Origin of the sequence: Streptomyces sp. T39, from assembly GCF_008042045.1 — a bacterium.
Classification (GTDB): Bacteria; Actinomycetota; Actinomycetes; order Streptomycetales; family Streptomycetaceae; genus Streptomyces.
The window spans coordinates 1-24,221 of sequence record NZ_RDBP01000022.1 but is presented as its reverse complement, the minus strand read 5'-3'; the positions used below and the strand labels follow the sequence as shown (position 1 = coordinate 24,221).

Genomic DNA, 24,221 nt, shown 5'->3' with positions numbered 1-24,221 from the left:
ACTGCGTTCGGGAGGACGACAGTCATGGCCATCACCGACGACCTGCGCAAGACCTTCAGCGACCCGACCCCCCTCTACTTCGCCGCCGGCACCGCCGACCTCGCCGTGCAGCAGGCCCGCAAGGTGCCCGCGCTGCTGGAGCAGCTCGCCGCCGAGGCGCCCGGCCGCTTCGAGACCGTGCGCAACACCGACCCCAAGGTCGTGCAGGAGAAGGTGTCCGCCCAGGCCGGCAAGGCCCAGGCGACCATCCAAGCCAAGGTGACCGAGGTGATCGGCGGCCTGGACACCGACCTGAAGAAGCTCGGCGAGACCGCCCAGGACCTCGCCCTGCGCGGCGTGGGCGTGGCGGCCGAGTACGCGGTCAAGGCCCGCGAGACCTACGAGCGGGTCGCCGAGCACGGCGAGCAGGCGGTCAGGACCTGGCGCGGCGAGACGGCCGAGGAGATCGTGGAGATCGCCGTCGCCGTCGAGCCCGACACCGAGCCGAAGGCCGGGCAGGCCGGGACCGCCGCGCCGAAGACCGTGGACGCCGGGGCCAAGAAGCCCGCCGCCCGCAAGGCGCCGGTGCGCAAGGCCGCAGCCAAGAAGGCCCCCGCCGCGGAGTGACCCGCGGACCCGGGGAGCAAACCCGCGGGGGAGCCGCATGACACGGTGCCCGTCCGGCTCATCGCGCGGGCGGCTCCCCCGGAGGTACCTTGGCCGCGAGGCGGCACACACGACTGACGAGGCGGTGTTCCAGGATGTTGGCTGAAAATTTCGACTTCGGGCTGTGGATGATCACCAAACTGGTGTTCGTCGCCACCTCGCTGATCGCCCTGGTCATGGCCGCTGTGGCCCGTGAGGACGCCTACCGTGCAGCCGACAAGAAGACGAAGTCCTTCTGGCTGATCGTCCTCGGCCTCGCCGCCCTGGTGAACCTCATCCCGTGGCTCTCGATGCTGTTCCTGTCGATCGCCGGACTGATCGCCGCCATCGTGTTCTTCGTGGACGTGCGCCCCGCCCTCCAGCAGGTCTCGGGCGGCGGCCGGCGCCCCGGCGGATCGAGCAGCGACGGACCGTACGGCCCGTACAACGGCGGCCGTTAGCCGCCCACGGCTGCGGGCGTCCGCCCGCCGCCGGCCCTGTGCCCACCCGCAACGGCGCCCGCTCCGCGGGCGCCGTCGGCATGTCCGGGCAGGGTCCCGGGCGGGACGGACGGCGTGCGGCACGCGTCGGCTTCGGCCCGGCGGGCAGCGGGGGCGCGCCCCGCGGCTCCGGGCAGGTGGGGCCCGCGGCTCCGGACGGCGGCCGCCCGCGCCGGAGGGGGCCGGCGCCTTCCCGCGGCACAGCCCCGCCGGAGGGCAAAGGCCCGGGGCCACGGGGGAGCGGTCAGGCGGGCTTCGCGTGCCGGCTGAGGAGCAGGACCGCCACGTCGTCCGTCAGTTCGCCGCCGTTCATCTCGCGCACCTCGCCGACGGCCGCCTCGAGCAGCGCCTCGCCGTCCAGGCCCGCCGCGAGCTGTCGGTTGACCATCGCAAGCATGCCCTCCTGGCCGAGGCGCTGCCGGGTGGCCGGGCCCTGACGGCCCTCGATCAGACCGTCCGTGTACATCATCAGGCTCCACACGCCGCCCAGTTCCACCTGACGGCGCGGCCAGCGGGCGCGGGGCAGCAGGCCGAGCGCCGGGCCGCCGTCGTCGTCGTACGGCAGCAGATGGGCCGCCCGGCCGTGGCGGGCGATCAGCGGGGCCGGGTGGCCGGCCAGGCACAGGCCCGCCCGCCGCCCGTCGGGGGCGATGTCCACGGTGCAGAGCGTCGCGAAGATCTCGTCGCTCTCCCGTTCGTGCTCCAGCACCCGCTGGAGCGTGGAGAGCAGCTCGTCCCCGCAGAGGCCGGCGAAGGTCAGCGCACGCCACGCGATGCGCAGCTCCACACCCAGCGCCGCCTCGTCCGGGCCGTGGCCGCAGACGTCCCCGATCATGGCGTGGACCGTGCCGTCCGGGGTGCGGACGGTGTCATAGAAGTCGCCGCCGAGCAGTGCCCGGGAGCGGCCGGGGCGGTAGCGCGCGGCGAAGCGCAGATCGGAGCCCTCCAGCAGGGGAGTGGGCAGCAGGCCCCGCTCCAGCCGGGCGTTCTCCTGGGCGCGCAGCCGGGACTCGGCCAGCTTCACCTGGGCGGCGTCGGCGCGCTTGCGTTCGACCGCGTAGCGGACGGCGCGGGTGAGCAGCCGGGCGTCGAGTTCCTCGCGGACCAGGTGGTCCTGGGCGCCGACGCGGACCGCCTCGGCGGCCAGCTCGGTGTCGCCGGAGGCGGTCAGGGCCAGCACCGCGTGCCGGGGCGCGAGGCGCAGGACGTGCTTGAGCGCGCCCAGCTCCTCGTCCTGGGTGCGTCCGGGCAGGGCGAGGTCGACGAGCACGCAGTGCACGTCGTCGGTGAGGAGCCGCTCCGCTTCGGTGAGGTTGCGCGCGGTGCGGATGCGGACCCGGGTGCCCGACGCGTCGAGGAGCTCCGGGACGCTGAGGGTGCCCGCCGGGTCGTCCTCGATGACCAGAAGCGTCAGGTCGCTTCCGGTAGCCCCGCCTGGGGCGGTCTCCGCGACGGGGGCGTTCCTCTGTCGCGGTACGGGTACGGGCATCGGTGTTGTTTCCTTCCCTCCCCCCGAGGGCGCGGCAGGACGACGAACGACGTCCCGCCAGACGGGGACCATAGCGGTATGCGGCGGCCGAACGGAATGGTGATCGGCGAAAGGCCAGCGGCATATGCCGCGCATGGGGGCGTAGTTGGCCGCCGATCCATGACGAACGTCACGCGCTCATCGACGCCTCGTCCCTTTCGCCCTTTGTGCCGGGTGGCGCAGCTCACGTGCCGGGCCGGTGCGGGCCCGGCGGCGCCCTTCGCCCCGCCTCGCCGGACGCCTCACCGACCGTGCGGTGGGACGCAGATCACGTGATCCCGTACTCGGAGCCGGGGCGCGTCCCGGCTCCCGAACGCACCGCGGCTGGGCTCCGAGGGTGTCACCTGTCGGGGCGTACGACTCCGAGGATCCGCATCGAACCGGCGCCCGCCAGCGTCACATGGCGGCCGGGGCGGGGGGCGTGGACGATCGAGCCGTTGCCCACGTACATCCCGACATGGCTGGCGTCGGCGTGATAGATGATCAGGTCTCCGGGGCGCATGTCCCTGATGTCGATACGGGGGAGCAGGCGCCACTGTTCCTGCGAGGTGCGCGGTATGCCCCGCCCGGCAGCCGCCCATGCCGACTGGGTGAGCCCCGAGCAGTCGTACGACGCCGGGCCTTCCGCACCCCACACGTACGGCTTGCCGATCTGCGCGGTGGCGAAGGCGATCGCCTTCTTGCCCTGCTCGCTCGCGCGGCCGTCGATCTCGCGGAGTATGCCGGAGTCGAGCCACTGCGTCTGGGCCTGCTGCTGCGCCTGCCGTTCGAGCTGGAGGAGCCGCTCCAGCTCCTCCTTCTGCAGCTTGTCCTCGAGCTTCCTGGCCTCGGCGATCTTCTCCGTGATCTCCTTGCGCGCCTTCTCCCGCTTGACCCGGTTGTCCTCCAGCCTCTCCCACTGGAGGCCGGCGTCCTTGCTGTAGGCGGCCAAGTCGGCCTGGGCCTCGCTCAGTTCCCCGATGAGGTCCTTGGTGGCCTTCTGGCCCTGGCGGATCCGGCCGATGCCGTCCAGGAAGAGCTGCGGGTCGTCGGTGAGGGCCAGCTGGGCCTCGGGGGGCAGGCCGCCGCCCCGGTACTGGGCGCGGGCGGCCGCACCCGCGCGGTTCTTCAGCTCCTCGATGCGGGCCTCGCCCGCGGCCATCCGCTCGGCCAGGGTCACGAGCTCCGCCGACTGCTTGCGGGTGCGCTCCTCCGCGAGGTTGTACGCATCGGTCGCGGAGGCGGCCTGCTGGTAGAGCGTCTCGATCCGCAGCCGGACGGCTTCGAGCGAGGCGCTCGGCGCGGGCGGCGCCATCGCGCCGGGCACGGTGACCGATGCGGGCGGCTCGGGCCGGGGATCGGGGGCGGCGTACGCCGTGCCCGGCGAGGCGAACAGGGTCAGCGCGGTCAGGGCGCTGACGACGGCGATCGCGGCGGCTGTGGCGATGCGGCGACGGTGCACGACTCCCCCTCCGGGCGAACACCTGGCCCGTGAAATCCGATTAACGGTCAGTAACTTAGCGGTGACGACCGTGATGGTGTCATGGCTCCGGCGAAAGCGACAGAGCCGCACGGCAGTTCGGCTCCCCGTGTGCGCGCCGCCCCGTCCCGCGCCGCCTGCCGATCCGCGACGCGTGTCACATCTCCCCGCTCCACCGTCACTGACGAGCGGCGACGCCCCGCCGTTCCCGTGTTCGTCAGGTTCACCCGTGTGGGTGTCCTGTTCGTGGCGAAGCGCGGTGAAGAGTGCCGGATCGGCCGGTGCGCGGGCGGTAACGGCGGCCGCGGGCCGCCGGGTTCGGGCCCTGGCCGCGCCGCAGCGTCAGGCCGCAGGTGCCAGCGCGTGCCAGGCCACGGTGACCTCGCCCTGGCGCCAGCGCCGTCCGCCGTCCGTCACGGGCCAGTCGCGGGCCAGGTCGCCGACCGCCCTGATCCACCGCTGGCGTGCGCCGAGCGAGGCGTAGGGCGCGGCCGCCGCCCAGGCGCGGTCGAAGTCGCGGAGGAAGGCGTGGACCGGCTCCCCCGGGACGTTGCGGTGGATGAGCGCCTTCGGGAGCCGTTCGGCGAGGTCGGACGGCCGCTCCAGCGAGCCGAGCCGGGTCGCGAACGTCACCGATCGGGGCCCCTCGGGCCCGAGTGCCACCCATACGTGACGCCGGCCGATCTCGTCGCACGTGCCCTCGACGAGGAGTCCGCCGGGCGCCAGCCGGCCCCTCAGCCGGGCCCACACCGCCGCGACCTCGTCCTCGTCGTACTGGCGCAGCACGTTCGCGGCCCGGATGAGCGCCGGCCGCCCGGCGGTCGGCACCTCGAAGCCGCCGTGCCGGAACGCGAGGCCCTCGCGCGCCCAGGGTGCGGCGGCCGCGACCCGGGCGGGGTCGATCTCGATGCCGACGACGGCGACGCGGGGGTCGGCCGTGCGCAGGCGCTGGAGCAGTTCCACCGCGGTCCAGGGAGCCGCCCCGTACCCGAGGTCGACGGCGACCGGCGGCGCCGCGCTGCGGCGCAGCGCGGGCCCGTGGACCGCCGCGATCCAGCGGTCCATCCGGCGCAGACGGTTGGGGTTGGTCGTCCCGCGGGTGGCGGTGCCGACGGGGCGATTCATGCCATCGAGGGTAAGCGAGCCCTGCGCCGCGTCCTCAGCCCGAGCGGTTCACCCTTCGGGGCCGTCGGACCGCCCGCCGCCACCCCACCCGGGCGGGGCCACCGTCCGCCGGGCCCGTACCGGTCGGGCGGCCCCCGCCGTGACCCTGCCCGCCCGCCCGGGGGACCGTCACCGGATCGCCGCCCCCGGCCCGGAAGCGGACGCGGGACGGGCGGGGAAGCGGACGCGGGACAGGTGCGGCGCAGGCACGGCGCAGGCACGGCGCAGGCACGGAGGAGCCGTGGCCCGGACGGCCCGGAGCGGCAGCGGAACAGGAAGAGACGGGTCCGCCTGACAGCATCTCGGCAATCATTTGGCAAAGTGGTCCCGTCCCGGAAATGGAAGACCCGGTTCCGCTGTTGAGGGGCGTGCGGGGATCCCCACCCCCGTCCATCGCCGTGCCCGCACCCGAGAGGACCGCCGACGTGAGCCAGTACGTCTCCCGATTCGGCAGCAGCCGGATGGCCCCGCGTCTCCGGTTCCCCAGCGGGCAGCGGAAGCCGCGCCGGGTCGCGATGCTGAGCGTGCACACCTCCCCGCTCCACCAGCCGGGCACCGGCGACGCGGGCGGGATGAACGTCTACATCGTCGAGCTCGCCAAGCGCCTCGCCGCCATCAACATCGAGGTGGAGATCTTCACCCGGGCCACCACCGGCGGCCTGCGGCCCGTGGTCGAGCTGGCGCCGGGCGTCCTGGTGCGGCACGTCGACGCGGGCCCCTACGAAGGGCTCGCCAAGGAGGATCTGCCGCCGCAGCTGTGCGCCTTCACCCACGGGGTGATGCGGGCCTGGGCCGGTCACCGGCCCGGCCACTACGACCTGGTCCACTCGCACTACTGGCTGTCCGGGCACGTGGGCTGGCTCGCCGCCGAGCGCTGGCGCGTCCCGCTGGTGCACGCCATGCACACCATGGCCAAGGTGAAGAACGCCTCGCTGGCCGAGGGCGACACCCCCGAGCCCGCCTCGCGGGTCATCGGCGAGACCCAGATAGTCGCCGCCGCGGACCGTCTGATCGCCAACACCGCGGAGGAGTCCGACGAACTCGTCCGCTTCTACGAGGCGGATCCCACCAAGGTCGCCGTGGTCCACCCGGGCGTGAACCTCGACGTGTTCCGTCCCGCCGACGGGCGCGCGGCCGCCCGTGCCAGGCTGGGACTGCCGCAGGACGCGTTCATCCCCCTCTTCGCCGGCCGGATCCAGCCCCTCAAGGCCCCCGACATCCTGCTGCGTGCCGTCGCGGTCCTGCTGGAGCGGGACCCGTCGCTGCGGCACCGCATCTTCGTGCCGGTCGTCGGCGGGCCGAGCGGCAGCGGACTGGCCAAGCCGGAGGGCCTGCAGAAGCTCGCCGCGCGACTGGGCATCGCCGACGTCGTCCACTTCCGGCGCCCGGTCGGGCAGGAGCTGCTCGCGGACTGGTTCCGGGCCGCCTCCACGCTGGTCATGCCCTCGTACAGCGAGTCCTTCGGCCTGGTCGCCATAGAGGCGCAGGCGGCCGGCACACCGGTGGTCGCCGCGGCCGTCGGCGGCCTGCCCGTGGCGGTGCGCGACGAGGAGACGGGCTTTCTCGTCCCCGGTCACGACCCCGAGCACTACGCGGACGTGCTGGCCGCCTTCCTGCGCAACCCCTCGCTCGCCGAGCGGATGGGGCAGGCCGCGGCCCGGCACGCCCAGTCCTTCGGCTGGGGGACGGCGGCCTCGGCGACGGCCGACGTCTACGCGGCCGCGATGCACGAGCACCGCCACCGCACGCGGTCGCACCACCACTGACGTACGCTCCCACCATGGCTGACGCAGAGCGCGCGACGCAGCGCACCGAGCAGACCACGCTGGTCGTCGAGCAGACCCTGAGGGATGCCGAACTCGACTGGGAGAGCCCGGAACCCGGCACCTACGTCGTCCAACTCCCGGGCACCCGCAAGCTGTCGACGACGTGCTCCCTGCGGGTCGGCCGGCACTCGCTGTCCGTCAACGCCTTCGTCATCCGCCACCCCGACGAGAACGACGCCGCCGTCCACCGCTGGCTGCTGGAGCGCAACCTCAAGCTGTACGGGGTGAGTTACGCGGTCGACCGGCTCGGTGACATCTATCTGGTGGGCAGGCTGCCGCTGTCCGTGGTCACGCCCGAGGAGCTCGACCGGCTGCTGGGCACGATCCTGGAAGCAGCGGACGGGGCTTTCAACACGCTGCTGGAACTTGGGTTCGAGAGCGCGATCCGACGCGAGTACGCCTGGCGCGTGTCGCGGGGCGAGTCCACGCGCAACCTGGACGCGTTCGCGCATCTGATCCGGCGTCCGGCCGACTGACGCTCTCCCGCACCCGGCCGGAGGGCTCACGGCCGTGCGCCTGGGACGACACGACGGAGCCGACGTCCTCCGTGCCCCACGAGTGGCCGGTGGGCATCGTCTCCGTGCGGTGCGGCGAGGTCGCACCGGAGCGTCCGCCCCACTCGACGTCCGCCCCGGCGGGGACCCGCTGCGGGCCGCTCAAATCCGGCCCGCGGACCTCGGCGTGGCGCAGCGGGACCTGCGGCCGTGAGCGGCCCGCCGCCTGGGCCAGGGACTGACGTCCGGGCCCTGACCGCCTGTCCGCGAGACCGCCCGCCCGCGAGGCCGCCCGGGCGGACGAGGGCGCCGGCGGCCGCACCCGGTGTGGATGTGCGCACCTCCACGGACGGGTTCAGACTCGAATGCATGGGTAACGACAGGTCTGCCGCGGTCTCCCCGACGCGCTCATCCGGATCCCATGCGCCGCATCAGACGCTGGCTCTCGCCGCGATGCTCTTCGCGGTGTCGATGACGTTCATCGACCAGACCATCGTCTCGATCGCCGCCCCGACCATCATCGACGAACTCGGCCTCTCCTCCTCGGGGATGCAGTGGGTCGTCAACGCCTATCTGCTCACGCTGGCCGCGTTCTTCGCGCTCGGCGGCCGGCTCGCCGACATCCTCGGCCACCGGCTGATGATGGTCGTCGGCACCCTCACCTTCGTCATCTCCTCGGTGCTGTGCGGGTGCGTCCCCGAGGGCGGCCCGGCACAGACCTGGCTGATCGTCTTCCGCGCCACGCAGGGCCTCGGCGCGGCACTGATGTTCCCGGCCGCGCTCGCCGTCGTCATCAACGTCTTCCCGGTGGAGAAGCGCGGCCGCGCGCTCGCCCTCTTCTTCGGTCTGTCGGGCGCGCTGACCGCGATCGGCCCGCTGCTCGGCGGCTGGCTCACCGCCTGGACGTGGCGGGCGATCTTCTGGGTCAACGTCCCGGTCGCCGTGATCGCGCTCGTGCTCACGTTCCTGGCCCGCGTCCCCGACACGCGCCGTCCCGGGAAACTCGACCTCCCCGGCGCGGTCCTGGTCGCCGTCGGCATGGGGCTGAGCGTGCTGGGCCTGCAACAGGCGTCGGCGTGGGGGTGGAGCAGCGTACCGACCTGGGCGTGCATCGTCGGCGGACTGGTCGTCCTGGCGCTCTTCTGCCGTTACGAACTCACCCTCGACCAGCCGCTCGTGAAGCTGCGCGTCTTCCGGGACAAGGCGTTCGCCGCCGACAACCTGGTGCTCTTCTTCGCGATGCTCGCGTTCGTCCCGGTCTTCTTCTTCGCGTCCCTCTACGCGCAGGTGTCGCTGAGCGCCTCGCCGAACCAGGCCGCGCTCTTCCTGCTCTACTTCTTCATCGGCTTCGCCGTCGCGTCCCAGTGGGGCGGACGGATCCTGGACCGGCGCGGCGCCAAGCCGGCGCTGAAGATCGGCACGGCGCTCGGCGCGGTCGGGTTCGCCCTGTGGGCCAACAAGCTGACGGACCTGTCGATGCACGACCAGTGGCCGTACGCGGCGCTCGCCGGCGCCGGTATCGGCTTCCTGCTGGCCCCGGCGTCGACCGACGCCGTCAACCGGGCCATCGGCGCCTCCTACGGCGAGGTCACGGGCATCACGCAGACCGTGCGCAACTTCGCGGCAGCCGTGGGCATGGCCGTCTTCGGGACCGTCCTCACCCATGTCACCACCGACCGGGTGGTGGACACGCTCCAGGGCAGGGGGGTCCCGGCCGGGGCGGCGCAGGACGCCGCCCGCTCCGTGAGCGAGGCCGTCACGGGCCACGCGGACGGGCAGACCCCGAGCGGCACCGGGCCGCTCGCGACCACCATGCGCGACTCGATGGACGCGATCCGGATGGACTTCGCCCAGGCCAACCAGTGGGTGTTCTACGGGATGGCCATCGCGCTCGGCATCGGGTTCCTGTGCGCGCAGCGCCACCCCGGGACGCGGGTGACCGGTGACGCCGCGTCCGAGGAGGCCGGCCGTCCCTCCCCGTCCGCCGGGGCCGACCGCCGCCCGGCCTCCGCCGGGGCGCCGGTGGAGTCCGAGGGGGGCACGTCGAAGGACGGGGCCCGGGGCGGCTCGGCGTCAGGCGGCGGCGTCGACTCCGCCTCGCTCGACCGCGACGCCGCCCGCCGCCGCAGGAACTGACCGCTGCTCGACCTGTTCCGCGGCGCTCGGCCCGGCATCGTCGTCCCGGGCGCCGGTGTGCTCGAGGGGTTCGGAGCCTCCGGGCACCGGCCGCTCGTCGGGCAGGTCGCGCACCACCAGCCAGTACCCGACCGCCGCCACGGTGCCGATCACCGCGCACAGGCCCCACAGCCACGCCGTGCCCCAGGCGTCGATGACGAAGCCCGACATCAGGGGGGCCACCAGCGCGGCCGCCGACCAGGACAGGCTGTACATGCCCTGGTAGCGGCCACGGGCGTGCACCGGTGAGAAGCGGACGACCAGACCCGTCTGGGTGGGCGCGTTGACGATCTCGGCGATCGTCCAGACGGCGACGGTCACCGCGTAGAGGCCGATCGAGCCGGCGAACGCGGTGAGCCCGTAGCCGTACCCCGCGAGCAGCGCGGACAGGATCAGCAGCCTGCCCGGGTCGCGGTGCTCGATGAGGCGGGTGACGGGGATCTGGAGCACCACGATGAGCACACCGTTGACGGCGATCACGAGACCGAAGTCGGAGCTGCTGAACCCGTCCGCGCCCATGGCCAGCGGCAGCCCCACATGGCCCTGCATGAAGATCAGCGCGACCAGGAACGACAGACCGACGACCGACATGAACCGCCCGTCGCGCAGGACCCCGAGGAGCCCGGTCTCCGGTTCGCCGCCCGCTTCGGCCGCCGTTCTGTCCGGCCGCGACTCGGGCAGCTTGACGAAGACGACGACCGCGCAGACCAGCGTCATCACCGCCTCACCGAGGAAGCCGACGCGGTAGCTGTACTCGGCGATGAAGCCGGCCGCGACCGAGGAGATCGCGAAACCGAGGTTGATGGCCCAGTAGTTGAGCGAGAAGGCCCGCACCCGGTCCTCGGGCCGCACGATGTCGGCCATCATCGCCTGCACCGCGGGCCGGGAGGCGTTGCTCGCCATGCCGACCACGAACGCCACCACCGGGATGGCCACCGGGTCCTCGACGAAGCCGAGCAGCGCCACGGAGAGCGCGGTCGACGTCTGGGCGATCAGCAGGGTGGGCCGGCGCCCCAGCCGGTCGGCCATCACGCCGCCGCCCAGCGACGACACGACTCCGCCGAGCCCGTGGAGGGCGGCGACGAGCCCCGCGTACGAGGCCGAGTAGCCGCGTTCCAGGGTGAGGTAGAGCGTCATGAAGGTGGCGACGAACGCGCCGAGCCGGTTGACGAGCGTGCTCGTCCACAGCCACCAGAACTCACGGGGGAGCCCCGAGACGCTCTGGCTCACGGCACGCCGCACAGCGACGACGGACATGGATCCCCCCATGAAGATGTAAGTGGCCAGGCAGGCATCCGCACGTTACGGTCCCGGCGTCCGGGGTCGCCACTCGATTGACGGCAGCCGTCAATCGAGTCCGCTCCTCGGTCACCGGCGCGGGGGGCCCGTACCGTCGATTAGGCTCGGGCGCATGGCCGACGCACCGTACAAGCTGATCCTCCTCCGCCACGGCGAGAGCGAGTGGAACGCGAAGAACCTGTTCACCGGCTGGGTGGACGTCAACCTCACGGAGAAGGGCGAGAAGGAGGCAGTCCGCGGCGGTGAGCTGCTGAAGGACGCCGGTCTGCTCCCCGACGTGCTGCACACCTCGCTCCAGAAGCGCGCCATCCGCACCGCGCAGCTCGCGCTGGAGTCCGCCGACCGCCACTGGATCCCGGTCCACCGCTCCTGGCGGCTGAACGAGCGCCACTACGGTGCTCTGCAGGGCAAGGACAAGGCGCAGACGCTGGCCGAGTTCGGCGAGGAGCAGTTCATGCTCTGGCGCCGCTCCTACGACACGCCGCCGCCGGCCCTCGAGGACGGCACCGAGTACTCGCAGTCCGACGACGCCCGCTACGCGACCATCCCGAGCGAGCTGCGTCCGCGCACCGAGTGCCTCAAGGACGTCGTCGAGCGCATGCTGCCGTACTGGTACGACGGCATCGTCCCCGACCTCCTCGCCGGCCGCACGGTCCTCGTCGCCGCCCACGGCAACAGCCTGCGCGCCCTGGTCAAGCACCTCGACGGTGTCTCCGACGCCGACATCGCGGGCCTCAACATCCCCACCGGCATCCCGCTCGTCTACGAGCTCGACGCCGACTTCCACCCGGTCACCCCGGGCGGCACCTACCTCGACCCCGACGCGGCCGCCGCCGCGATCGAGGCCGTGAAGAACCAGGGCAAGAAGTAGCCCGACGGCACGAAGAGGCCCCCGACCTGCGAGGAAATCGCGGGGCGGGGGTCTCTTCGTGGCCGTGGGCCGTCGCTGGGCCGTCAGACCTGGGCGGGCCGGCGTGTCAGGCGCACGCGCACGTTGAACGCGATGAAGAAGCCTGCGAGTGCGGCAGCGGCCAGGGGGACGTCGACCCAGCTGGCGAGCGTCGCCACTCCGCAGCCGATCAAGGGCATCGGCAGTGCGTACGGGGCGATGTGGATCGTGAGACTCGCGCGTGCGAGCATGGGTGTACTCCATGTGTTGTGTTTGATAGGCGCACCGATGGAGACAGGGCCGTTCCCGTGCAGGGGAGCGGCCCTGAATTGCGTGTGAATACTATTCGTGCCGATGGTCCTGGGCAACTCTCGCAGGTGGGAGATGTAGCGGTTATTGGATCGCCTTTCCGGCCATGCGTGATGAGGGCCGTGCGCGCGATGCTGGAGTATTCGACCGTTTGTTCGATGACCCGTGTCTGGGCTTGCATGCGTGCACGTCGGGCGTGCATGCGTGCAAGCCCGACGGGTGGTGAGCCGGGCGCGGCGCTGAGATATTAGAAGCTTCGCGCGGATAATCTCGACTCATAATGGCGCTTTGTTATTCGCGTGGATAATCGAGTTCCATAATCGCGTTGCTTATTCCCGTCGTTAATCGGCGCTAGTTATTATCGAAGTGTTTCCGCTGAAGATTTGCGCGACAGCACTGCGCGTGCGTTCCTGGCTCGACGGCATGAGGTGCGCGTACACCCGGAGCGTCAAGCCGGGGTCCGAGTGCCCGAGGTACTCCGCGAGTGCCTTGATGTTCTCCCCGGCGTCCAGGAGCACCGAGGCGTAGAAGTGCCGCAGAGCATGCATGCCGTCCTGACGGGAGGCAGCCCAGGACTGGCCATGCTCGCGAGCCGGGATGACGCCAGCCGCGGCGAGGGCAGGCTTCCACGCGTCGTCGTTGAGCGACGTGCGCCAGACGTGACCGCCCTGCGGCCCCACGAAGAACAGCCGCTTCGTCACCGGCGGGCCGCCAGCCACCTTCCACGGCAAGGTGGTGTCGACGGGCGGGAACCGCTCCATGTGCTCACGGAGAGCATCCGCGACAGGGCCGGGAAGCGGCACGTCGCGGAGCTTGCCCCCCTTGGGCGGGGCGAACACGGCCTTGCTGCGGCTCAGCTTGAGCTGCTGCACCACATGCAGCGTCTCCGAAGCGAAGTCGATCGCGTCGACGGCGAGGCCCAGGATCTCGCCCTGACGAAGCCCGCAGCCAGCGCCCAGGTCGACCATTGCCTGATACCGCTCCGGCATGCCCGCCCGCACGGCGAAGACCCGCTCCGGTGTCCAGGGCGTCACGCGCTTGATGTCGACCACGGGCGCTCGGACCGAGCGGGCCGCACAAGGGTTCCGGGGGAGGTGGCCGTCGTCGACCGCTGCGCTGAGAGCAGCTCGGACGTTGGAGTAGATCGTCCGCGCATACGAGCCGCGGACGCCGTTCTCCTGAAGCTGCCGGACCCAGTCCCGGACGTGCGCCGGCTGGAAAGAACCGAGCGGGCGGGAGCCCAGGTAGGGGAAGGCATGCAGCCGGAGCTGCGACTCCATGGAAGCCTGCGTGTTCGGGTCCGCGCCCTGGGTCGTGACCCACTCCTCCGCGTACTGCTGGAATGTGATCCGTGCCGCGCGCGGGTCGATGTACTGGCCGCGCGCCATGTCCGCCTCGATGTGGGCGAGCCACTGATCGGCGAGTCGCTTCTGACGGTCCGGGAAGCTCTTGGACTTCTCCGTGCCGTCCGGGCCGACATACCGGGCGCGGTAGCGCAGGCCCGAGCCGTAGCGTTCGCTCTTGACCTTACGGACCTTGCCGTCCGCCCCGGTCTCTGTCCGGTACCAGCGGTCTTGGACGTGTCCGGCCATCAGGCGGCAGCCCCTTCCATCAGGGACTCGACCCAGGCACGCACGTCGGCGGGGTCGTAGCGCAGGTGCCGGCCGACGCGGAAGCCACGGGGGCCGGTTCGCTTGCGGCGCCACTGGTAGACCGTCTCGATGGGCACGCCTAGGAGGTCGGCGACGTCCAGCGGAGTCAGATACCTATCGGGCAGGGCACGCATGATCACCACTTCCTGTCGTCGGGCAGTGCGGCGAGGGCTTCGCGGGCGGTCTGGCGGTTGAGGTGGATGTCGCGGGCGATGGTGGCGGCGAGGGCGGACTCGCCGGGGGTGTGGCCGTGTCCGGCGTACTCCCAGGAGCCGAGGACGAGGACGGTGTCCGGGTCGCCGAGGGCGTCGTGTTCCTGTGCGGCGCGGTAGTCGGCGCGGATCTGGCGCAGTGCGCCGAGGGTGGTCGAGTAGCGGCGGGACTTGGTGGAGAAGTGACCGCGGAAGCCGAGCATGTGGGCCCAGGCGGCGAGCTTGCGGTCCGGGTAGAGCGGGGCGAGGTCGAGGCAGGCTTCGATGAGGCGCCGCGGGTGGTCGGAGACGTCGAGCAGGGTCAGGACTTCCCGGTTGCCGATGCGACGGTCCAGGCTGCCGGTCGACTCGGCGGCCTTGGTGGCGTACTTCGCGACGTATGAGGCGACGGCCTGTTCGGTGATGTCGCTGCCGTCCCCGAAGGCTTTGACCGGGCGGATGTCGAGCTGGCGGCCCCACTGGAAGCGCCGGCAGGGCTGTCCGTCTGCGGCCGGGACAGTGATCGTCGTGTAGGCGTGGGCGACGGCGGCCCTGATGGAGTTGTCGAGTAGCTGGACGGTGGCCCAGGACGGCGGTGCCGTGTCGGGGCCGTCCGGTCCGTCGAGACGGATGACGGCGTGGAAGTGGATGGCGCCGCGCCTCTGGAACTCGGCGACCTTGCCGTAGGAGACGCGGAGGGCATCTTTGAGGGCGCGTTGGGTGAGTCCGGCGCGGGCGGGTGGTGAAGCGCTGCCAGAGCTGTCCGGCGTGGTTGTTGAACAGGACGGTGCCCGCGTAGTCGTAGGTGGCCGGGTCCAGGGCGGTGCCCAAGGCGGGGTCGTCGTCCTGGTGGCGGGTGCCGCAGCGGCAGACGCCACGATCGGGCCGGTTGTGCACGGGGCCGAAGGATGGCGCGGTGAGGGTGGCGAAGACGCGGGGGTGCTCGCGGACGGCGGCGGGGATGTCCTTGGACTCGTCGCCGGAGAGGCCGGCGCGGATGAGGTGGTAGGTGTCGCCCGCGTAGGTGTGGGCGCAGGTGGGGCAGCGGGAGGCGCGGCGGTTGCCGCAGGCGACGCGGAGGCGGCCATCCGGTTCGGTGTCGGTGGAGTAGCGGCGCAGGGTCTCGCCGCTGGTCTTGTCCTTGGCGAGGGTCCAGCCGGTGAGGTGGATGGGGTCCGCGCAGCCGCCGGTGCGGTGCACCTGGTCCTTCCAGCGGTCGAAGCCGGGAGACCCGGCCACCCGGAGGACGTCGTCCAGGGTGGCCGGGTCCAGGCCCGCCGCGGTGGCGGTGGGCTGGGTCATGATGGGTGTTCCTTCCGGATCGTTGGGTTCGGGCAGGGGCGCGGCTTCCGGGGCGGGCGACACTTGGCGGTTGAGGCCGCCCCGGAGGCCGGTCAACGGCTCCTGGACTGCTGGCCGATGAGCGAGCGGACGACGAGGGCGCAGACGGCGACCGAGGCGGCGGTGACGGCGGTCGCGAGGAGCATCGAGACCAGGACCGTGCCGACGACCAGGACCACGGCCGTGCCCGCGCCGACGAGGGCGAGTGCGGTGCCGGGGGTGAGCTGGACCACCGGCCGGGACGGGGCCGCCGGGACAGGGGCGACCGGAGGCGCCGGGGGCGAGGCGGGCTCGACGGCGGTGGGGTGGACGACGGCCGCCGTGTGCTCAGATCCGGCCTCGGGAGAGCCGGGTGATCGGGCCCATCGGCGGCTTGGCCGTCGAGCGGCCCACGGCGAACGCCGCACCGGCCACGCCGGCGACACCCGCCGCCGCACCCGCGGCGATGGCCTTGCGGTTCTTGATGACCGTCCAGGCGGTGCCCGCGACCGCGGCGACCTTCGCGGCGTTGGCGGTGACGGCCTGCTGCCCGCTCTGTATGCCGGCGGCCGCCATCCGGGAGACGCGCTGGGTCGCCTCGTTCGCCGACTGGGCGGCGGCGGCGGTGGTCTTCTTCGCCTCCTTCGCCGTGCCCTTCGCGTCGCCGGCCGTCGCACGGGCCGCGGAGGCGGTGGAAGCCGCCGCCTTCTTGGCGGCCGTGGCGGACGAATTCCTGGTGTTCTTGCTCTCGGTACTCATGATGCTCCTTCTGTCCTTTCGCTCGGCGATGAAACGGGGTTGACGCCTTCTCAGTTGTCGCGCGGCAGCAATGACCCCAGCGGGCCGAGATCCAGATTCAGGTCGTCCATCGTCAGGTCGTACCGGTCGCACAGTTCTTCCATGCGTTCCTGGAGAATCATCAGCGTCATACCGATGCGCTCCTCCTGGTCGTCGCTGAGGTCGCCCTGGTCGACGCGGTGTATCGCGGTGCGTTCCATGAGCTGACGCAGCAATTCGACGATGGTGAGGACCAGTTTGATGAGATCCCGCTCCACGGTGTCGGGGTCCGTCCGCAGCCGCTGGTGCACATTTCCCTGCGCGTTCCCGTGCGCGGGCCCCGCGGCCCGGTCCACGGCATCGCGGACATGGGCGGCGAGCGCGCCGGCGGGGTTTTCCTCGGCCATGGTTCAGAGCTCCTCGGGATGCGACCGTGCGGGCACGCACAGGGGTGCCGGCTCGTCGGACGTGAGGGAGCGGATGACGGCACGGAGATTGATGTGCACCAGATCGACGTCGGCGATGCTGAGGACCAGGTCCCCGGTGAGCACCGCTCCGCCGTTCAGCAGCCGGTCCAGCAGGTCGATGAGGGCGATCTGCGGGCCCGGTGCGGGCGCGGAGCCGTATCCGCCCGGCGTGGTCATACCGCCGCCCCGCCCGCGGCGGCCTCCGTCGCGAAGGAGTACGGGGCCCACGGCCCCGTCACCTCCACGGCGACCCCGGGGGTGTCCTGTGCGAGGGCGCCCAGTTCGGCGCGGAACCGCTCCACCTCGGGCAGCGGCACCAGGTACGCCTCGTTGGCCACGTTCTCTCCGCGCCCGGCGGACCATTCGCCCTGCTGGGGACGGTGGACCGTGCGGGCCGATGCGATCGAGCCCGCCAGCCGGGCCGCGGCGTCCGCGGTGCCGGCGGCGGCACGGTAGGTGTCCTGGGTGGTGCGCCGTGCCGCCCTGCGGCGCTGCAGATAGGCGCGGCCGGGACTGCCCGCCGCCTCCTCCGCGGGCTCCTGCGGCGCCGGTGCCGCCTGGGGCACCGCGTAGACCTTGACGCCCAGTTCGACATGTCCGTCGAGCACGCGCAGCAGGGCGCCGAAGGAGTCGTGGCGTTCGTCGAGCATGGCCGCGACCCGCGCCTCGTCCCGGTACACCGTGGCCAGCCGCATCGGCAGCACGGTGGTCTCGGCGAACGCCGTGTCCACGACCGCGTGGTGGGCCCGGGCGACGGCCTCCAGCCGGCCCAGGTCCTCCAGCTGTGCCGGGAGGTTCTCCTCCCCGAACCGGTCCGCGGGGACGGACGAGACCAGTGCGGTCAGCCCGCGGTGACTGCTGACCGGCCGCAGGGTCCCGCCGTCGATGCCGGCGGTCAGGGACGTCACCCGGTCCAGGCCGTTCCCGTCGAAGCCGACCACGTAGACGTACAGGAGGGGTGTCTCACTCATCGCCGTTCCTCTCCCGCGCCGATCCGTCCCGCGCGGACTCCACCGGTTCCGCCTCCCGCGCCGATCCGTCCTGCGCGGCGCCGGCGGCCGGCAGGCCGGCCGACGCCCGCAGGCGGTCGATCTCGGCGCGGAGCCGCTGGTTCTCCTCGCTCAGCGAGGTGTCGGCGGCCGGGGTGCGCGAGGGCGGAACGGCACGCGAGGACAGGGACGGGTCGTGCTCCCACCAGTCGATGCCCATCTCCTTCGCCTTGTCCACGGAGGCCACCAGAAGGCGGAGCTTGATGGTCAACAGCTCGATGTCGAGCAGATTGATCTGGATGTCGCCCGCGATCACGATGCCCTTGTCGAGGACCCTCTCCAGGATGTCGGCAAGGTTCGCTGTGGAGCCCTGGCCGCCGTACGGCGACGCGGTGCGCGGAGGGGCCGGCATACGACCGGCGAGTGAATCGGACACGTTGTCATCCCTGTCTTCCGGCTGGTTCCCTGCTCACGCCCCGGCGTCGGCGGTGCGCCGACGGCGGGAGGAACGGGGAGCCGGCTCGTCGTCGTGCTCGGACGCGTCGTCCTCGGGGGCGTCGTCCTCCGGCACGTCCTCCTCCGCGGCGTCCTGCTCGTCGGACTCCTCCGCCTCGTCGGCCTCGTCGTACGGCTCGTCGGCGAACTCGTCCTCACCGGACTCGTCCGCCTCGTCCGCCTCGTCGGCGAACTCGCCGTCGTCCTCGTCCTCGGCCGGTTCCGCGTACTCGTCCTCGACGGCCTCGTCGGTCTCGTCCGGCTCGTCGGACGCCTCGGCGTCGTCGTGCTCGTCGGCGTACTCGCCGGCGTCGTCCTCCGGCTCGTACCCCTCCTCGCCCTCGGCGTCCGCCTCGGTCTCGGCCTGCTCCTGCTCGACGGCGTCGTCGTGCTCGACGACGACCTCGCCGTCGCGGATCTCCCCGCGCCACCCGTCGGTCGCCTCCCCGCGCATCATGATGAACTTGCGGTAGAGCTTCAGGTCGAGCCGGGCGCGGCGGCCCTGGGCGCGCCAGATGTTGCCGGTCTTCTCGAACAGCCCCTTGGGGAAGTACTCCAGAACCAGCAGGACCCTGGTGAGGTCGTCCGTGACGGCGTGGAAGGTCACGACACCCTTGACCGTCCCCTTGGCGCCCTCGGTCGTCCAGGTGATGCGCTCGTCCGGGATCTGCTCGGTGACGTTCGCCTTCCAGCTGCGGGTGGACTTGGCGACCTTCACCTTCCAGTTGCTGGTGGTGTCGTCCGCCTTCTCCACGCTCACCACACCCTTGGCGAACGTGCTGAACTCCTGGAACTGGGTCCACTGGTCGTACGCCTCGCGCACGGGCACGCCGACGTCGATGTCCTCGACGATGGTGACGCTCTTGGACTTGCCGCCGCCCGACTTGCGACCCTTGCCGAACAGGCCCTTGACCTTGTCCTTCATCGTGTCCTTGACGTGGGAGGCCGCGGCGCTGACCGCGGCCTGGGCGGGTGACTTGCCCTCCGAGAGCGCCTGGCCTCCCTTGGCGAGGCTCCCCAGCGCGCCGCCGGCGCCGCTGCCGGGCTGGGCGAGTCTGCTGACGCCCTCCCCCAGCCGGTGGCCCAGCCGGGTGACCGTGTGCTCGGCACGAGCCCGGAGGTAGTTCTGGAGTTCGTCCTTCAGACGGTCGGCGGCAGGGCTGCCGAGCACGTCGTTCCTGACCTTGTTGAGGGCGGAGTCAGGCATTGCCGTCACCGCCCTTCTCCCGGGCCGGCGCCGTCCGCTTCTTCGCGGCCCCGGCGCGGGAGGAGGCCGACTTCGCGGCCCCCGAGGCGGCGGTGCCCGTCCGCTTGCGGGCGGGCGCGGAGGCCCGGCGGGCGCCCTCCGAGGCGGAGCGTGCCTGCTTCGCGGGGGCCCGTCGGCTGCCCGACGACGCGGCGCGCTTCTTCGTGCCGGTCTCCCGCGCCGAGGACCGGCCGCCGCGCTCGTCCGCGTCCTCGTCGCCCTCCGCCGCGCGGTCGCGTGCCCGGCCCTCGGCGCCCTCGTCCTCGTCGTCGTAGCCGTCGTCGTCGGTGTCGTCGGGCGCGTCGAGGGCCTTGGTGCGCTGGGCGAGGGAGTCGGCCAGGCCGGTGGCCCGCTGGGTCAGCGCCTGGGTGGCCGCCGACTTGGTGGCCTCGACCAGCTCCTTGCGGACCTGGTCGCTCAGGCCGCCCAGAGCGGGTGCCTCGGCGAGCAGCTTGCCGATCCGCCGGGGATCGAGGTCGAGCTTCTTGCCGGCCAGGAACATGCCCAGCCCGATGGCCATCTTGGCCTTCTTCGTACGCCCCAGCAGGTATCCCCCCACCAGAGCGACGGCTATCTTCGCGTTCTTCGTCATGCTGCGTGCACCTCGGTCTCTCCCCGCCGTCGGTCGCTGTGTCCTGTCATGTGCTGCCGCCGCTCTCCTGCCGGTGGATCTCGATCTCCTCCAGCCGGTCGAGCAGCTCGTCCTCCCGGCGGTCGTACTCCTCCTCGGAGATCCGCCCGCTCGTCAGCTCCCTTTCGAGCTCGGCGAGTTCCCGCATCACGGGCTCCGGGTCGTAGTACTCCTGCTCCGCCGCCTTCAGCACCTGGTCGACGACCCAGGCGGTCCCCCGGACGGGGGCCAGCGGGAAGGTCACGATGCTGGTGATGAGGCCCATGGCCTGCCTTCCGTCGAGAGCGGGCCGGCGTGGTGCCGGCACGCTGACGTGTGAACTCCCGGAGGCCGCGCGTCAGACGAAGCTGTAGGGCGGCAGCGGCCCGGTGAGGGTGAAGGTGTAGGCGTCCCCTCGCAGGTCCGCCTCCCGCTGGACGGCCCGGGCGAAGGACTGCGCGTCCTGGTCGGGGACGAGGAACGACAGGCTGACGATGTGGGTCGCCGCCGGCTCGCCCACCGACACCCGCTTCGCCGACGGCGCCAGGGCCGCGGCCAGCAGCTCGCCCTCCGCGCTGCGGCGGGCGGACACCTCGTGCGAGATGATCTCGCCGAGCGCCACGCGCTCGTCGTGGGCGCCGGGCTCCGCCATCGTCCGCTCGCGCAGCTCCCGCACCTGCTGGGACTCGGCCACGATCTCGCGCAGCAGGTCGTCCTCGTCCCGGGAGACCTTGAGGTTGTACTCGACGTGACCGTCGAGGTCGGCCAGCCGTGCCCGGTAGGTGTCGTCGCCCGCGTCCAGCGCCGTGGCGACCTGGTCGTCGTCGGGGGCGAGGAGGCCGAACCGCATGGGCAGGGTCGCGCCGTCGGCCATCAGGGCCTCCAGCACGCCCTGATGGGCCTGGACGTCGCGGCGCTTGGCCCGCAGGCCGGGAGGGGCGTCGCTGACGACGGCGGTCAGGGAGTCCGTACGCACCGCGCGCAGCGGCGCGGCGGGCTCGCCGACCCCGTGGACGCCGTCCAGGCGCAGGGGGTGGTCGGCAGCGGTGATGCCGTAGACGTAGGTGGACACGGGCTACTCCTCGCGACGCTGGGCGGACTGACGGCTGGAGGTGGACTTGCGGGCGGTGCGCTTGCGGGGCTGCTCCTCCTCGGACTCCTCGCGCTTGCCCTGAAGGGAGTCGGTGAAGGCCTCGACGGCGCCGGTCAGCGCTCCTTTGGACTTCCCCTTGGCCCCGCTCTCGGTCATGTCGCCGACGAGGTCGGTGAGCTGGCTGGGCGCCTTGCGCCCGGCTTCCAGGTCGAGGCGGTTGCACGCCTCGGCGAAGCGCAGATAGGTGTCCACGCTGGCGACGACGACCCGGATGTCGATCTTGAGTATCTCGATGCCCACCAGGGAGACCCGGACGAAGGCGTCGATGACGAGTCCGCGGTCGAGGATGAGTTCGAGGACGTCGTAGAGGTTTCCGGAGCCGCCCCCGCTTGCACGGGTGGTGGCGCTGCTCTGCTGAACGATGGTCATGATGAGCTCTTTCCGTTGATCCGTCCCGGGCGCCCTGCCCGTCGAGGGCTGCTGGGCGCCCGCCTGATTCAGCGGCGGTCGATCTGGCCCCTGGCGTAACGGCGCACGCGTTCGTAGGCGACGAGCGAGCCTTCCGAGTCCAGCTCCACGTGATAGGAGGCCATGACGCTCATGGTGTCCGGAACCCTTTCGAGTTCGAGCACTTCCACGTCGGCGGACCACCCGTTGTCGCTGGCTTTGATGGCGGAAACCGCGCCCACTTCGCATTGCACCAGATCGGCGAGTTGTTCACTGGCCTGCCGCATCACGGCCGGAAGACTCAGCCGCTTTCCGGAGCCTTCTTCGCCGCTCTTTTCTCTGCTGTCATCGGTTGTGCTCATGATCTCCGCCCGTCACGCCGGAATTCCTGAAGGATGTTCTTCGTCCGTCATCGACGGCTGCGCTTCGCCTGCCCGAGTGACCCGGACGTATGCATGGACGGCGTAATTCGGCAAGGGCGGCCGGGACGGCACTTCCTGAGTGCCCGACGGACGGCGGGTGCCCCCTTCGGCCCTGCCGGCCTCCCCGCCCGATGGCGGCGGACCGACGGGGTGCCGAGGGGCGGCACACGCGTGGGCTCCTGCCGCGACGGGGGAGACACGGCAGGAGCCCTGCACTCCGTCTGCCCCCGCCGCAGCGGCTCACACCCTCGCCCTCCGACGGGTTTTGCCGTCGCCCGACCGGTTCCCTCGCCGCGCCGTCCGGCGCTGGACACGGCCGTGGCGGGTAGGCGGTAGGGGAAGCAACCGAGCGGCTGGAACGAGGCGGCATGCGAAGCGTGGGTGTGGAAGAGGAACTGCTGCTGGTGGACGCGGTCAGCGGTGACCCTCTGGCGGTTTCGGGCGCCGTGCTGGCGGCGGCCGACCGGCAGTCCTGGCAGCCGGGCGGGCCGGGGGTGCAGGAGCACCGTTTCGAATCCGAACTCCACAAGGAGCAGCTCGAGTTCGCGACGCGTCCGGTGACGGAGATGGGCCGGCTCCAGGAGGAGATCAGCCGCAGCCGGCGCGAGGCGGCCCGCCACGCGGACACCGTCGGCGCCAAGGTGGCCGCCCTGGCGACCTCCCCGCTGCCCGTGCAGCCCTCGCTGAACACCGGTACGCGCTACCGCTGGCTGGGCGAGCAGTTCGGGCTGACCACTCAGGAGCAGCTGACGTGCGGCTGCCATGTCCATGTGTCGGTCGAGTCGGACGAGGAGGGGGTGGCCGTACTGGACCGGATGCGGCCGTGGCTGCCGGTGCTGACCGCGATGAGTGCCAACTCCCCCTTCTGGCAAGGACAGGACAGCGACTACGCCAGCTACCGCAGCCGCGTGTGGAACCGGTGGCCGTCCGCCGGCCCGGTCGACGTCTTCGGCTCCGCCGACCGGTACCACGAGCAGGTGAGCGCCATGGTGGGGACCGGGGTGCTCCGGGACGAGGGGATGATCTACTTCGACGCCCGGCTCTCCGCCGCCTATCCCACCGTGGAGGTCCGGGTCGCCGACGTGTGCCTGGACGCCACGACCCCCGTCCTGCTGGCCGCGCTCGTGCGCGGCCTGGTCGAGACCTCCTCCCGTGCCTGGCAGGAGGGGCGGCCGCCGGCGAGGATCGGCACCGGCCTGCTGCGTCTCGCCTCCTGGCGGGCCGGCCGGTCGGGGCTCGACGGCCCCCTGCTCCATCCGGAGACCATGCGCGAGACCTCCGCCGCCGACGCCGTGCGGGCCCTGTGCCGGCACGTGGGCGACGCCCTGGCCGAGCACGGCGACGACGACCTCGTCCGGGACGGTGTGGCGCGCCTCCTCGAGACCGGCAACGGCGCCCGCGTCCAGCGCCGGCTGCTGGAGGAGGAGGGGAGCCTCGGACGGGTCGTGACCCGCTGCGCCCTGATGACGACGGACAGCGGGCCGCAGCCCGGCTGACGTGCCGCTTTCGTGCCCGGGCCGGGGTCCTTGGGCGGGGCGACGCTCCGCACCCCGGCCCCGGCGCGGTGGTCTGCGGCGCCGTCCCCGTGGTGACAGCATGGGCCCGTGGAGAAGTGCGCAGTCATCGTGATCGACATGATCAACACCTACGACCACCCGGACGCCGATCTGCTGGTCCCGTCGGCCGAGAAGGCCGTGCCCGCGATCGTGCGGCTGCTGGCTCGGGCACGCGAGCGCGGCGTCCCGGTCGTCTACGTCAACGACAACTTCGGCGAGTGGCGTTCGCACCACGGCGAGATCCTGGACACGGCCCTCGCGGGGCCCCGGGCCCACCTCGTGGAGCCGCTGCGGCCGACGGACGATTCGCTGTTCGTGGTCAAGGCGCGGCACTCGATCTTCTTCGAGACCCCGCTCTCCTATCTGCTGAGCACGCTGGGTGTCGACCAGGTGGTCCTGTGCGGTCAGGTCACCGAGCAGTGCGTGCTGTACTCGGCGCTCGATGCCCACATCCGCCATCTGAAGGTGACGGTGGCGCAGGATGCGGTGGCGCACATCCACGAGGACCTGGCGGACGCGGCGCTGCGGATGATGGAACGCAACATGGGGGCGACGATCTGCTCGGCGGACGCGCTCCTGCGCTGACGCACCGGCCGCCCGGCCCGTCGTCCCCCTCGCCTCCCCTCCCCCGGCCTCCCGCTGCCCGCGCGCGGTCACCGCGCGCGGGCAGCGGGAGGCCGGGGGAGGGG

At 72.1% G+C, this 24,221-nt stretch carries 27 protein-coding genes and 1 pseudogene; 8 read left to right on the top strand and 20 right to left on the bottom strand.

What is annotated here, in order from left to right:
• The first annotated feature begins 24 nt into the window (after window positions 1-24).
• Together EAO77_RS20145 and EAO77_RS20140 are read left to right on the top strand one after the other, a co-directional pair.
• Entirely contained in the window at window positions 25-606 is a 582-nt protein-coding gene (locus tag EAO77_RS20145) for a hypothetical protein (RefSeq protein WP_147989688.1), read from the top strand.
• 134 nt (window positions 607-740) lie between these two features.
• The gene (locus EAO77_RS20140; RefSeq protein WP_147989687.1) at window positions 741-1,085 is read left to right on the top strand and encodes a DUF2516 family protein; all 345 of its coding nucleotides are present in this window, start codon (window positions 741-743) and stop codon (window positions 1,083-1,085) included.
• 283 nt (window positions 1,086-1,368) lie between these two features.
• On the opposite strand, the gene EAO77_RS20135 is transcribed toward EAO77_RS20140, so the two are convergent.
• The 3 genes from EAO77_RS20135 to EAO77_RS20125 form a co-directional block, all read right to left on the bottom strand.
• A complete protein-coding gene (locus tag EAO77_RS20135) occupies window positions 1,369-2,613 on the bottom strand; it encodes a PP2C family protein-serine/threonine phosphatase (RefSeq protein WP_147989686.1) in 1,245 nt (414 codons plus the stop codon).
• A gap of 379 nt (window positions 2,614-2,992) precedes the next feature.
• A complete protein-coding gene (locus EAO77_RS20130) occupies window positions 2,993-4,093 on the bottom strand; it encodes a C40 family peptidase (RefSeq protein ID WP_147989685.1) in 1,101 nt (366 codons plus the stop codon).
• 360 nt (window positions 4,094-4,453) lie between these two features.
• Entirely contained in the window at window positions 4,454-5,236 is a 783-nt protein-coding gene (locus EAO77_RS20125; protein WP_147989684.1) for a class I SAM-dependent methyltransferase, read from the bottom strand.
• 464 nt (window positions 5,237-5,700) lie between these two features.
• Here EAO77_RS20125 and mshA point away from each other — a divergent pair, with 464 nt between their 5' ends.
• The 3 genes from mshA to EAO77_RS20110 all read left to right on the top strand — a co-directional run bounded on the left by mshA (window position 5,701) and on the right by EAO77_RS20110 (window position 9,731).
• Window positions 5,701-7,041, top strand: a complete 1,341-nt coding sequence (gene mshA / locus EAO77_RS20120; RefSeq protein WP_147989683.1) for a D-inositol-3-phosphate glycosyltransferase — start codon at window positions 5,701-5,703, stop codon at window positions 7,039-7,041.
• A 14-nt stretch (window positions 7,042-7,055) separates the two neighbouring features.
• Window positions 7,056-7,577, top strand: a complete 522-nt coding sequence (locus EAO77_RS20115) for a YbjN domain-containing protein (RefSeq protein ID WP_147989682.1) — start codon at window positions 7,056-7,058, stop codon at window positions 7,575-7,577.
• Window positions 7,578-7,964: 387 nt separating this feature from the next.
• Complete coding sequence (locus EAO77_RS20110; RefSeq protein WP_147989681.1) at window positions 7,965-9,731, top strand: MFS transporter; 1,767 nt, start codon at window positions 7,965-7,967, stop codon at window positions 9,729-9,731.
• On the opposite strand, the gene EAO77_RS20105 is transcribed toward EAO77_RS20110, so the two are convergent.
• Window positions 9,669-11,027, bottom strand: a complete 1,359-nt coding sequence (locus tag EAO77_RS20105; protein ID WP_147989680.1) for an MDR family MFS transporter — start codon at window positions 11,025-11,027, stop codon at window positions 9,669-9,671. The two genes, EAO77_RS20110 and EAO77_RS20105, sit on opposite strands and share 63 nt — an antisense overlap.
• 154 nt (window positions 11,028-11,181) lie before the next feature.
• On the opposite strand from EAO77_RS20105, the gene EAO77_RS20100 reads away from it, so the two are divergent.
• Window positions 11,182-11,940, top strand: a complete 759-nt coding sequence (locus EAO77_RS20100; protein ID WP_147989679.1) for a phosphoglyceromutase — start codon at window positions 11,182-11,184, stop codon at window positions 11,938-11,940.
• Window positions 11,941-12,023: 83 nt separating this feature from the next.
• On the opposite strand, the gene EAO77_RS20095 is transcribed toward EAO77_RS20100, so the two are convergent.
• From EAO77_RS20095 to EAO77_RS20020, 16 genes and pseudogenes are all read right to left on the bottom strand, one after another.
• Window positions 12,024-12,209 carry a hypothetical protein gene (locus EAO77_RS20095; RefSeq protein WP_147989678.1) on the bottom strand — a complete coding sequence of 62 codons (186 nt, stop codon included), beginning with the start codon at window positions 12,207-12,209 and terminating at the stop codon, window positions 12,024-12,026.
• A gap of 399 nt (window positions 12,210-12,608) precedes the next feature.
• Window positions 12,609-13,859, bottom strand: a complete 1,251-nt coding sequence (locus EAO77_RS20090; RefSeq protein ID WP_147989677.1) for a tyrosine-type recombinase/integrase — start codon at window positions 13,857-13,859, stop codon at window positions 12,609-12,611.
• Window positions 13,859-13,996 (bottom strand): helix-turn-helix transcriptional regulator, encoded by a 138-nt coding sequence (locus EAO77_RS20085; protein WP_187283324.1) that lies wholly within the window; start codon window positions 13,994-13,996, stop codon window positions 13,859-13,861. The genes EAO77_RS20090 and EAO77_RS20085 overlap by 1 nt, the downstream gene beginning before the upstream one ends.
• A 59-nt stretch (window positions 13,997-14,055) precedes the next feature.
• Window positions 14,056-15,412, bottom strand: a pseudogene (gene repSA / locus EAO77_RS20080) (replication initiator protein RepSA).
• Window positions 15,413-15,504: 92 nt separating this feature from the next.
• Complete coding sequence (locus tag EAO77_RS20075; protein ID WP_410088608.1) at window positions 15,505-15,858, bottom strand: SpdD-like protein; 354 nt, start codon at window positions 15,856-15,858, stop codon at window positions 15,505-15,507.
• Entirely contained in the window at window positions 15,779-16,189 is a 411-nt protein-coding gene (locus EAO77_RS20070) for a hypothetical protein (protein WP_147989675.1), read from the bottom strand. The genes EAO77_RS20075 and EAO77_RS20070 overlap by 80 nt, the downstream gene beginning before the upstream one ends.
• 50 nt (window positions 16,190-16,239) lie before the next feature.
• Window positions 16,240-16,614, bottom strand: coding sequence for a gas vesicle protein K (locus EAO77_RS20065; RefSeq protein WP_261994044.1), 375 nt, complete (start codon window positions 16,612-16,614; stop codon window positions 16,240-16,242).
• A 3-nt stretch (window positions 16,615-16,617) separates the two neighbouring features.
• Window positions 16,618-16,851 carry a gas vesicle protein gene (locus tag EAO77_RS20060; protein WP_147989674.1) on the bottom strand — a complete coding sequence of 78 codons (234 nt, stop codon included), beginning with the start codon at window positions 16,849-16,851 and terminating at the stop codon, window positions 16,618-16,620.
• Complete coding sequence (locus EAO77_RS20055) at window positions 16,848-17,645, bottom strand: GvpL/GvpF family gas vesicle protein (RefSeq protein WP_147989673.1); 798 nt, start codon at window positions 17,643-17,645, stop codon at window positions 16,848-16,850. Before EAO77_RS20055 ends, EAO77_RS20060 begins: the two co-directional genes overlap by 4 nt.
• Entirely contained in the window at window positions 17,638-18,099 is a 462-nt protein-coding gene (locus tag EAO77_RS20050) for a gas vesicle protein (RefSeq protein WP_222723682.1), read from the bottom strand. The genes EAO77_RS20055 and EAO77_RS20050 overlap by 8 nt, the downstream gene beginning before the upstream one ends.
• A 33-nt stretch (window positions 18,100-18,132) precedes the next feature.
• On the bottom strand, window positions 18,133-19,365 hold the full coding sequence (locus tag EAO77_RS20045; RefSeq protein ID WP_147989672.1) for an SRPBCC family protein: 1,233 nt from the start codon (window positions 19,363-19,365) through the stop codon (window positions 18,133-18,135).
• A complete protein-coding gene (locus EAO77_RS20040; protein WP_147989671.1) occupies window positions 19,358-19,996 on the bottom strand; it encodes a hypothetical protein in 639 nt (212 codons plus the stop codon). The genes EAO77_RS20045 and EAO77_RS20040 overlap by 8 nt, the downstream gene beginning before the upstream one ends.
• 46 nt (window positions 19,997-20,042) lie before the next feature.
• The gene (locus EAO77_RS20035; RefSeq protein WP_147989670.1) at window positions 20,043-20,300 is read right to left on the bottom strand and encodes a gas vesicle protein GvpG; all 258 of its coding nucleotides are present in this window, start codon (window positions 20,298-20,300) and stop codon (window positions 20,043-20,045) included.
• A 72-nt stretch (window positions 20,301-20,372) separates the two neighbouring features.
• Window positions 20,373-21,086: a GvpL/GvpF family gas vesicle protein gene (locus EAO77_RS20030; protein ID WP_147989669.1), complete on the bottom strand. Its 714-nt coding sequence runs from the start codon at window positions 21,084-21,086 to the stop codon at window positions 20,373-20,375.
• Between the two features lie 3 nt (window positions 21,087-21,089).
• Complete coding sequence (locus tag EAO77_RS20025; protein WP_147989668.1) at window positions 21,090-21,536, bottom strand: gas vesicle structural protein GvpA; 447 nt, start codon at window positions 21,534-21,536, stop codon at window positions 21,090-21,092.
• A gap of 68 nt (window positions 21,537-21,604) precedes the next feature.
• Entirely contained in the window at window positions 21,605-21,916 is a 312-nt protein-coding gene (locus EAO77_RS20020) for a gas vesicle protein (protein ID WP_147989667.1), read from the bottom strand.
• A 428-nt stretch (window positions 21,917-22,344) separates the two neighbouring features.
• Here EAO77_RS20020 and EAO77_RS20015 point away from each other — a divergent pair, with 428 nt between their 5' ends.
• Together EAO77_RS20015 and EAO77_RS20010 are read left to right on the top strand one after the other, a co-directional pair.
• Complete coding sequence (locus EAO77_RS20015; protein WP_147989666.1) at window positions 22,345-23,472, top strand: glutamate--cysteine ligase; 1,128 nt, start codon at window positions 22,345-22,347, stop codon at window positions 23,470-23,472.
• 108 nt (window positions 23,473-23,580) lie between these two features.
• Window positions 23,581-24,117: a cysteine hydrolase family protein gene (locus EAO77_RS20010; protein WP_147989665.1), complete on the top strand. Its 537-nt coding sequence runs from the start codon at window positions 23,581-23,583 to the stop codon at window positions 24,115-24,117.
• The last annotated feature ends 104 nt before the right edge of the window (window positions 24,118-24,221 follow it).

Bases quoted from the DNA above. Each gene is read 5' to 3' on its own strand.
- EAO77_RS20060 (WP_147989674.1), bottom strand. From the start codon at position 16,851: ATGACCACGCCGGGCGGATACGGCTCCGCGCCCGCACCGGGCCCGCAG.
- EAO77_RS20115 (WP_147989682.1), top strand. From the start codon at position 7,056: ATGGCTGACGCAGAGCGCGCGACGCAGCGCACCGAGCAGACCACGCTG.
- EAO77_RS20035 (WP_147989670.1), bottom strand. From the start codon at position 20,300: ATGGGCCTCATCACCAGCATCGTGACCTTCCCGCTGGCCCCCGTCCGG.
- EAO77_RS20100 (WP_147989679.1), top strand. From the start codon at position 11,182: ATGGCCGACGCACCGTACAAGCTGATCCTCCTCCGCCACGGCGAGAGC.
- EAO77_RS20110 (WP_147989681.1), top strand. From the start codon at position 7,965: ATGGGTAACGACAGGTCTGCCGCGGTCTCCCCGACGCGCTCATCCGGA.
- EAO77_RS20135 (WP_147989686.1), bottom strand. From the start codon at position 2,613: ATGCCCGTACCCGTACCGCGACAGAGGAACGCCCCCGTCGCGGAGACC.
- EAO77_RS20065 (WP_261994044.1), bottom strand. From the start codon at position 16,614: ATGGCCGAGGAAAACCCCGCCGGCGCGCTCGCCGCCCATGTCCGCGAT.
- EAO77_RS20070 (WP_147989675.1), bottom strand. From the start codon at position 16,189: ATGAGTACCGAGAGCAAGAACACCAGGAATTCGTCCGCCACGGCCGCC.
- EAO77_RS20140 (WP_147989687.1), top strand. From the start codon at position 741: ATGTTGGCTGAAAATTTCGACTTCGGGCTGTGGATGATCACCAAACTG.
- EAO77_RS20020 (WP_147989667.1), bottom strand. From the start codon at position 21,916: ATGAGCACAACCGATGACAGCAGAGAAAAGAGCGGCGAAGAAGGCTCC.
- EAO77_RS20090 (WP_147989677.1), bottom strand. From the start codon at position 13,859: ATGGCCGGACACGTCCAAGACCGCTGGTACCGGACAGAGACCGGGGCG.
- EAO77_RS20040 (WP_147989671.1), bottom strand. From the start codon at position 19,996: ATGACGAAGAACGCGAAGATAGCCGTCGCTCTGGTGGGGGGATACCTG.
- EAO77_RS20105 (WP_147989680.1), bottom strand. From the start codon at position 11,027: ATGTCCGTCGTCGCTGTGCGGCGTGCCGTGAGCCAGAGCGTCTCGGGG.
- EAO77_RS20045 (WP_147989672.1), bottom strand. From the start codon at position 19,365: ATGCCTGACTCCGCCCTCAACAAGGTCAGGAACGACGTGCTCGGCAGC.
- EAO77_RS20015 (WP_147989666.1), top strand. From the start codon at position 22,345: ATGCGAAGCGTGGGTGTGGAAGAGGAACTGCTGCTGGTGGACGCGGTC.
- EAO77_RS20025 (WP_147989668.1), bottom strand. From the start codon at position 21,536: ATGACCATCGTTCAGCAGAGCAGCGCCACCACCCGTGCAAGCGGGGGC.
- EAO77_RS20125 (WP_147989684.1), bottom strand. From the start codon at position 5,236: ATGAATCGCCCCGTCGGCACCGCCACCCGCGGGACGACCAACCCCAAC.
- EAO77_RS20055 (WP_147989673.1), bottom strand. From the start codon at position 17,645: ATGAGTGAGACACCCCTCCTGTACGTCTACGTGGTCGGCTTCGACGGG.
- EAO77_RS20095 (WP_147989678.1), bottom strand. From the start codon at position 12,209: ATGCTCGCACGCGCGAGTCTCACGATCCACATCGCCCCGTACGCACTG.
- EAO77_RS20145 (WP_147989688.1), top strand. From the start codon at position 25: ATGGCCATCACCGACGACCTGCGCAAGACCTTCAGCGACCCGACCCCC.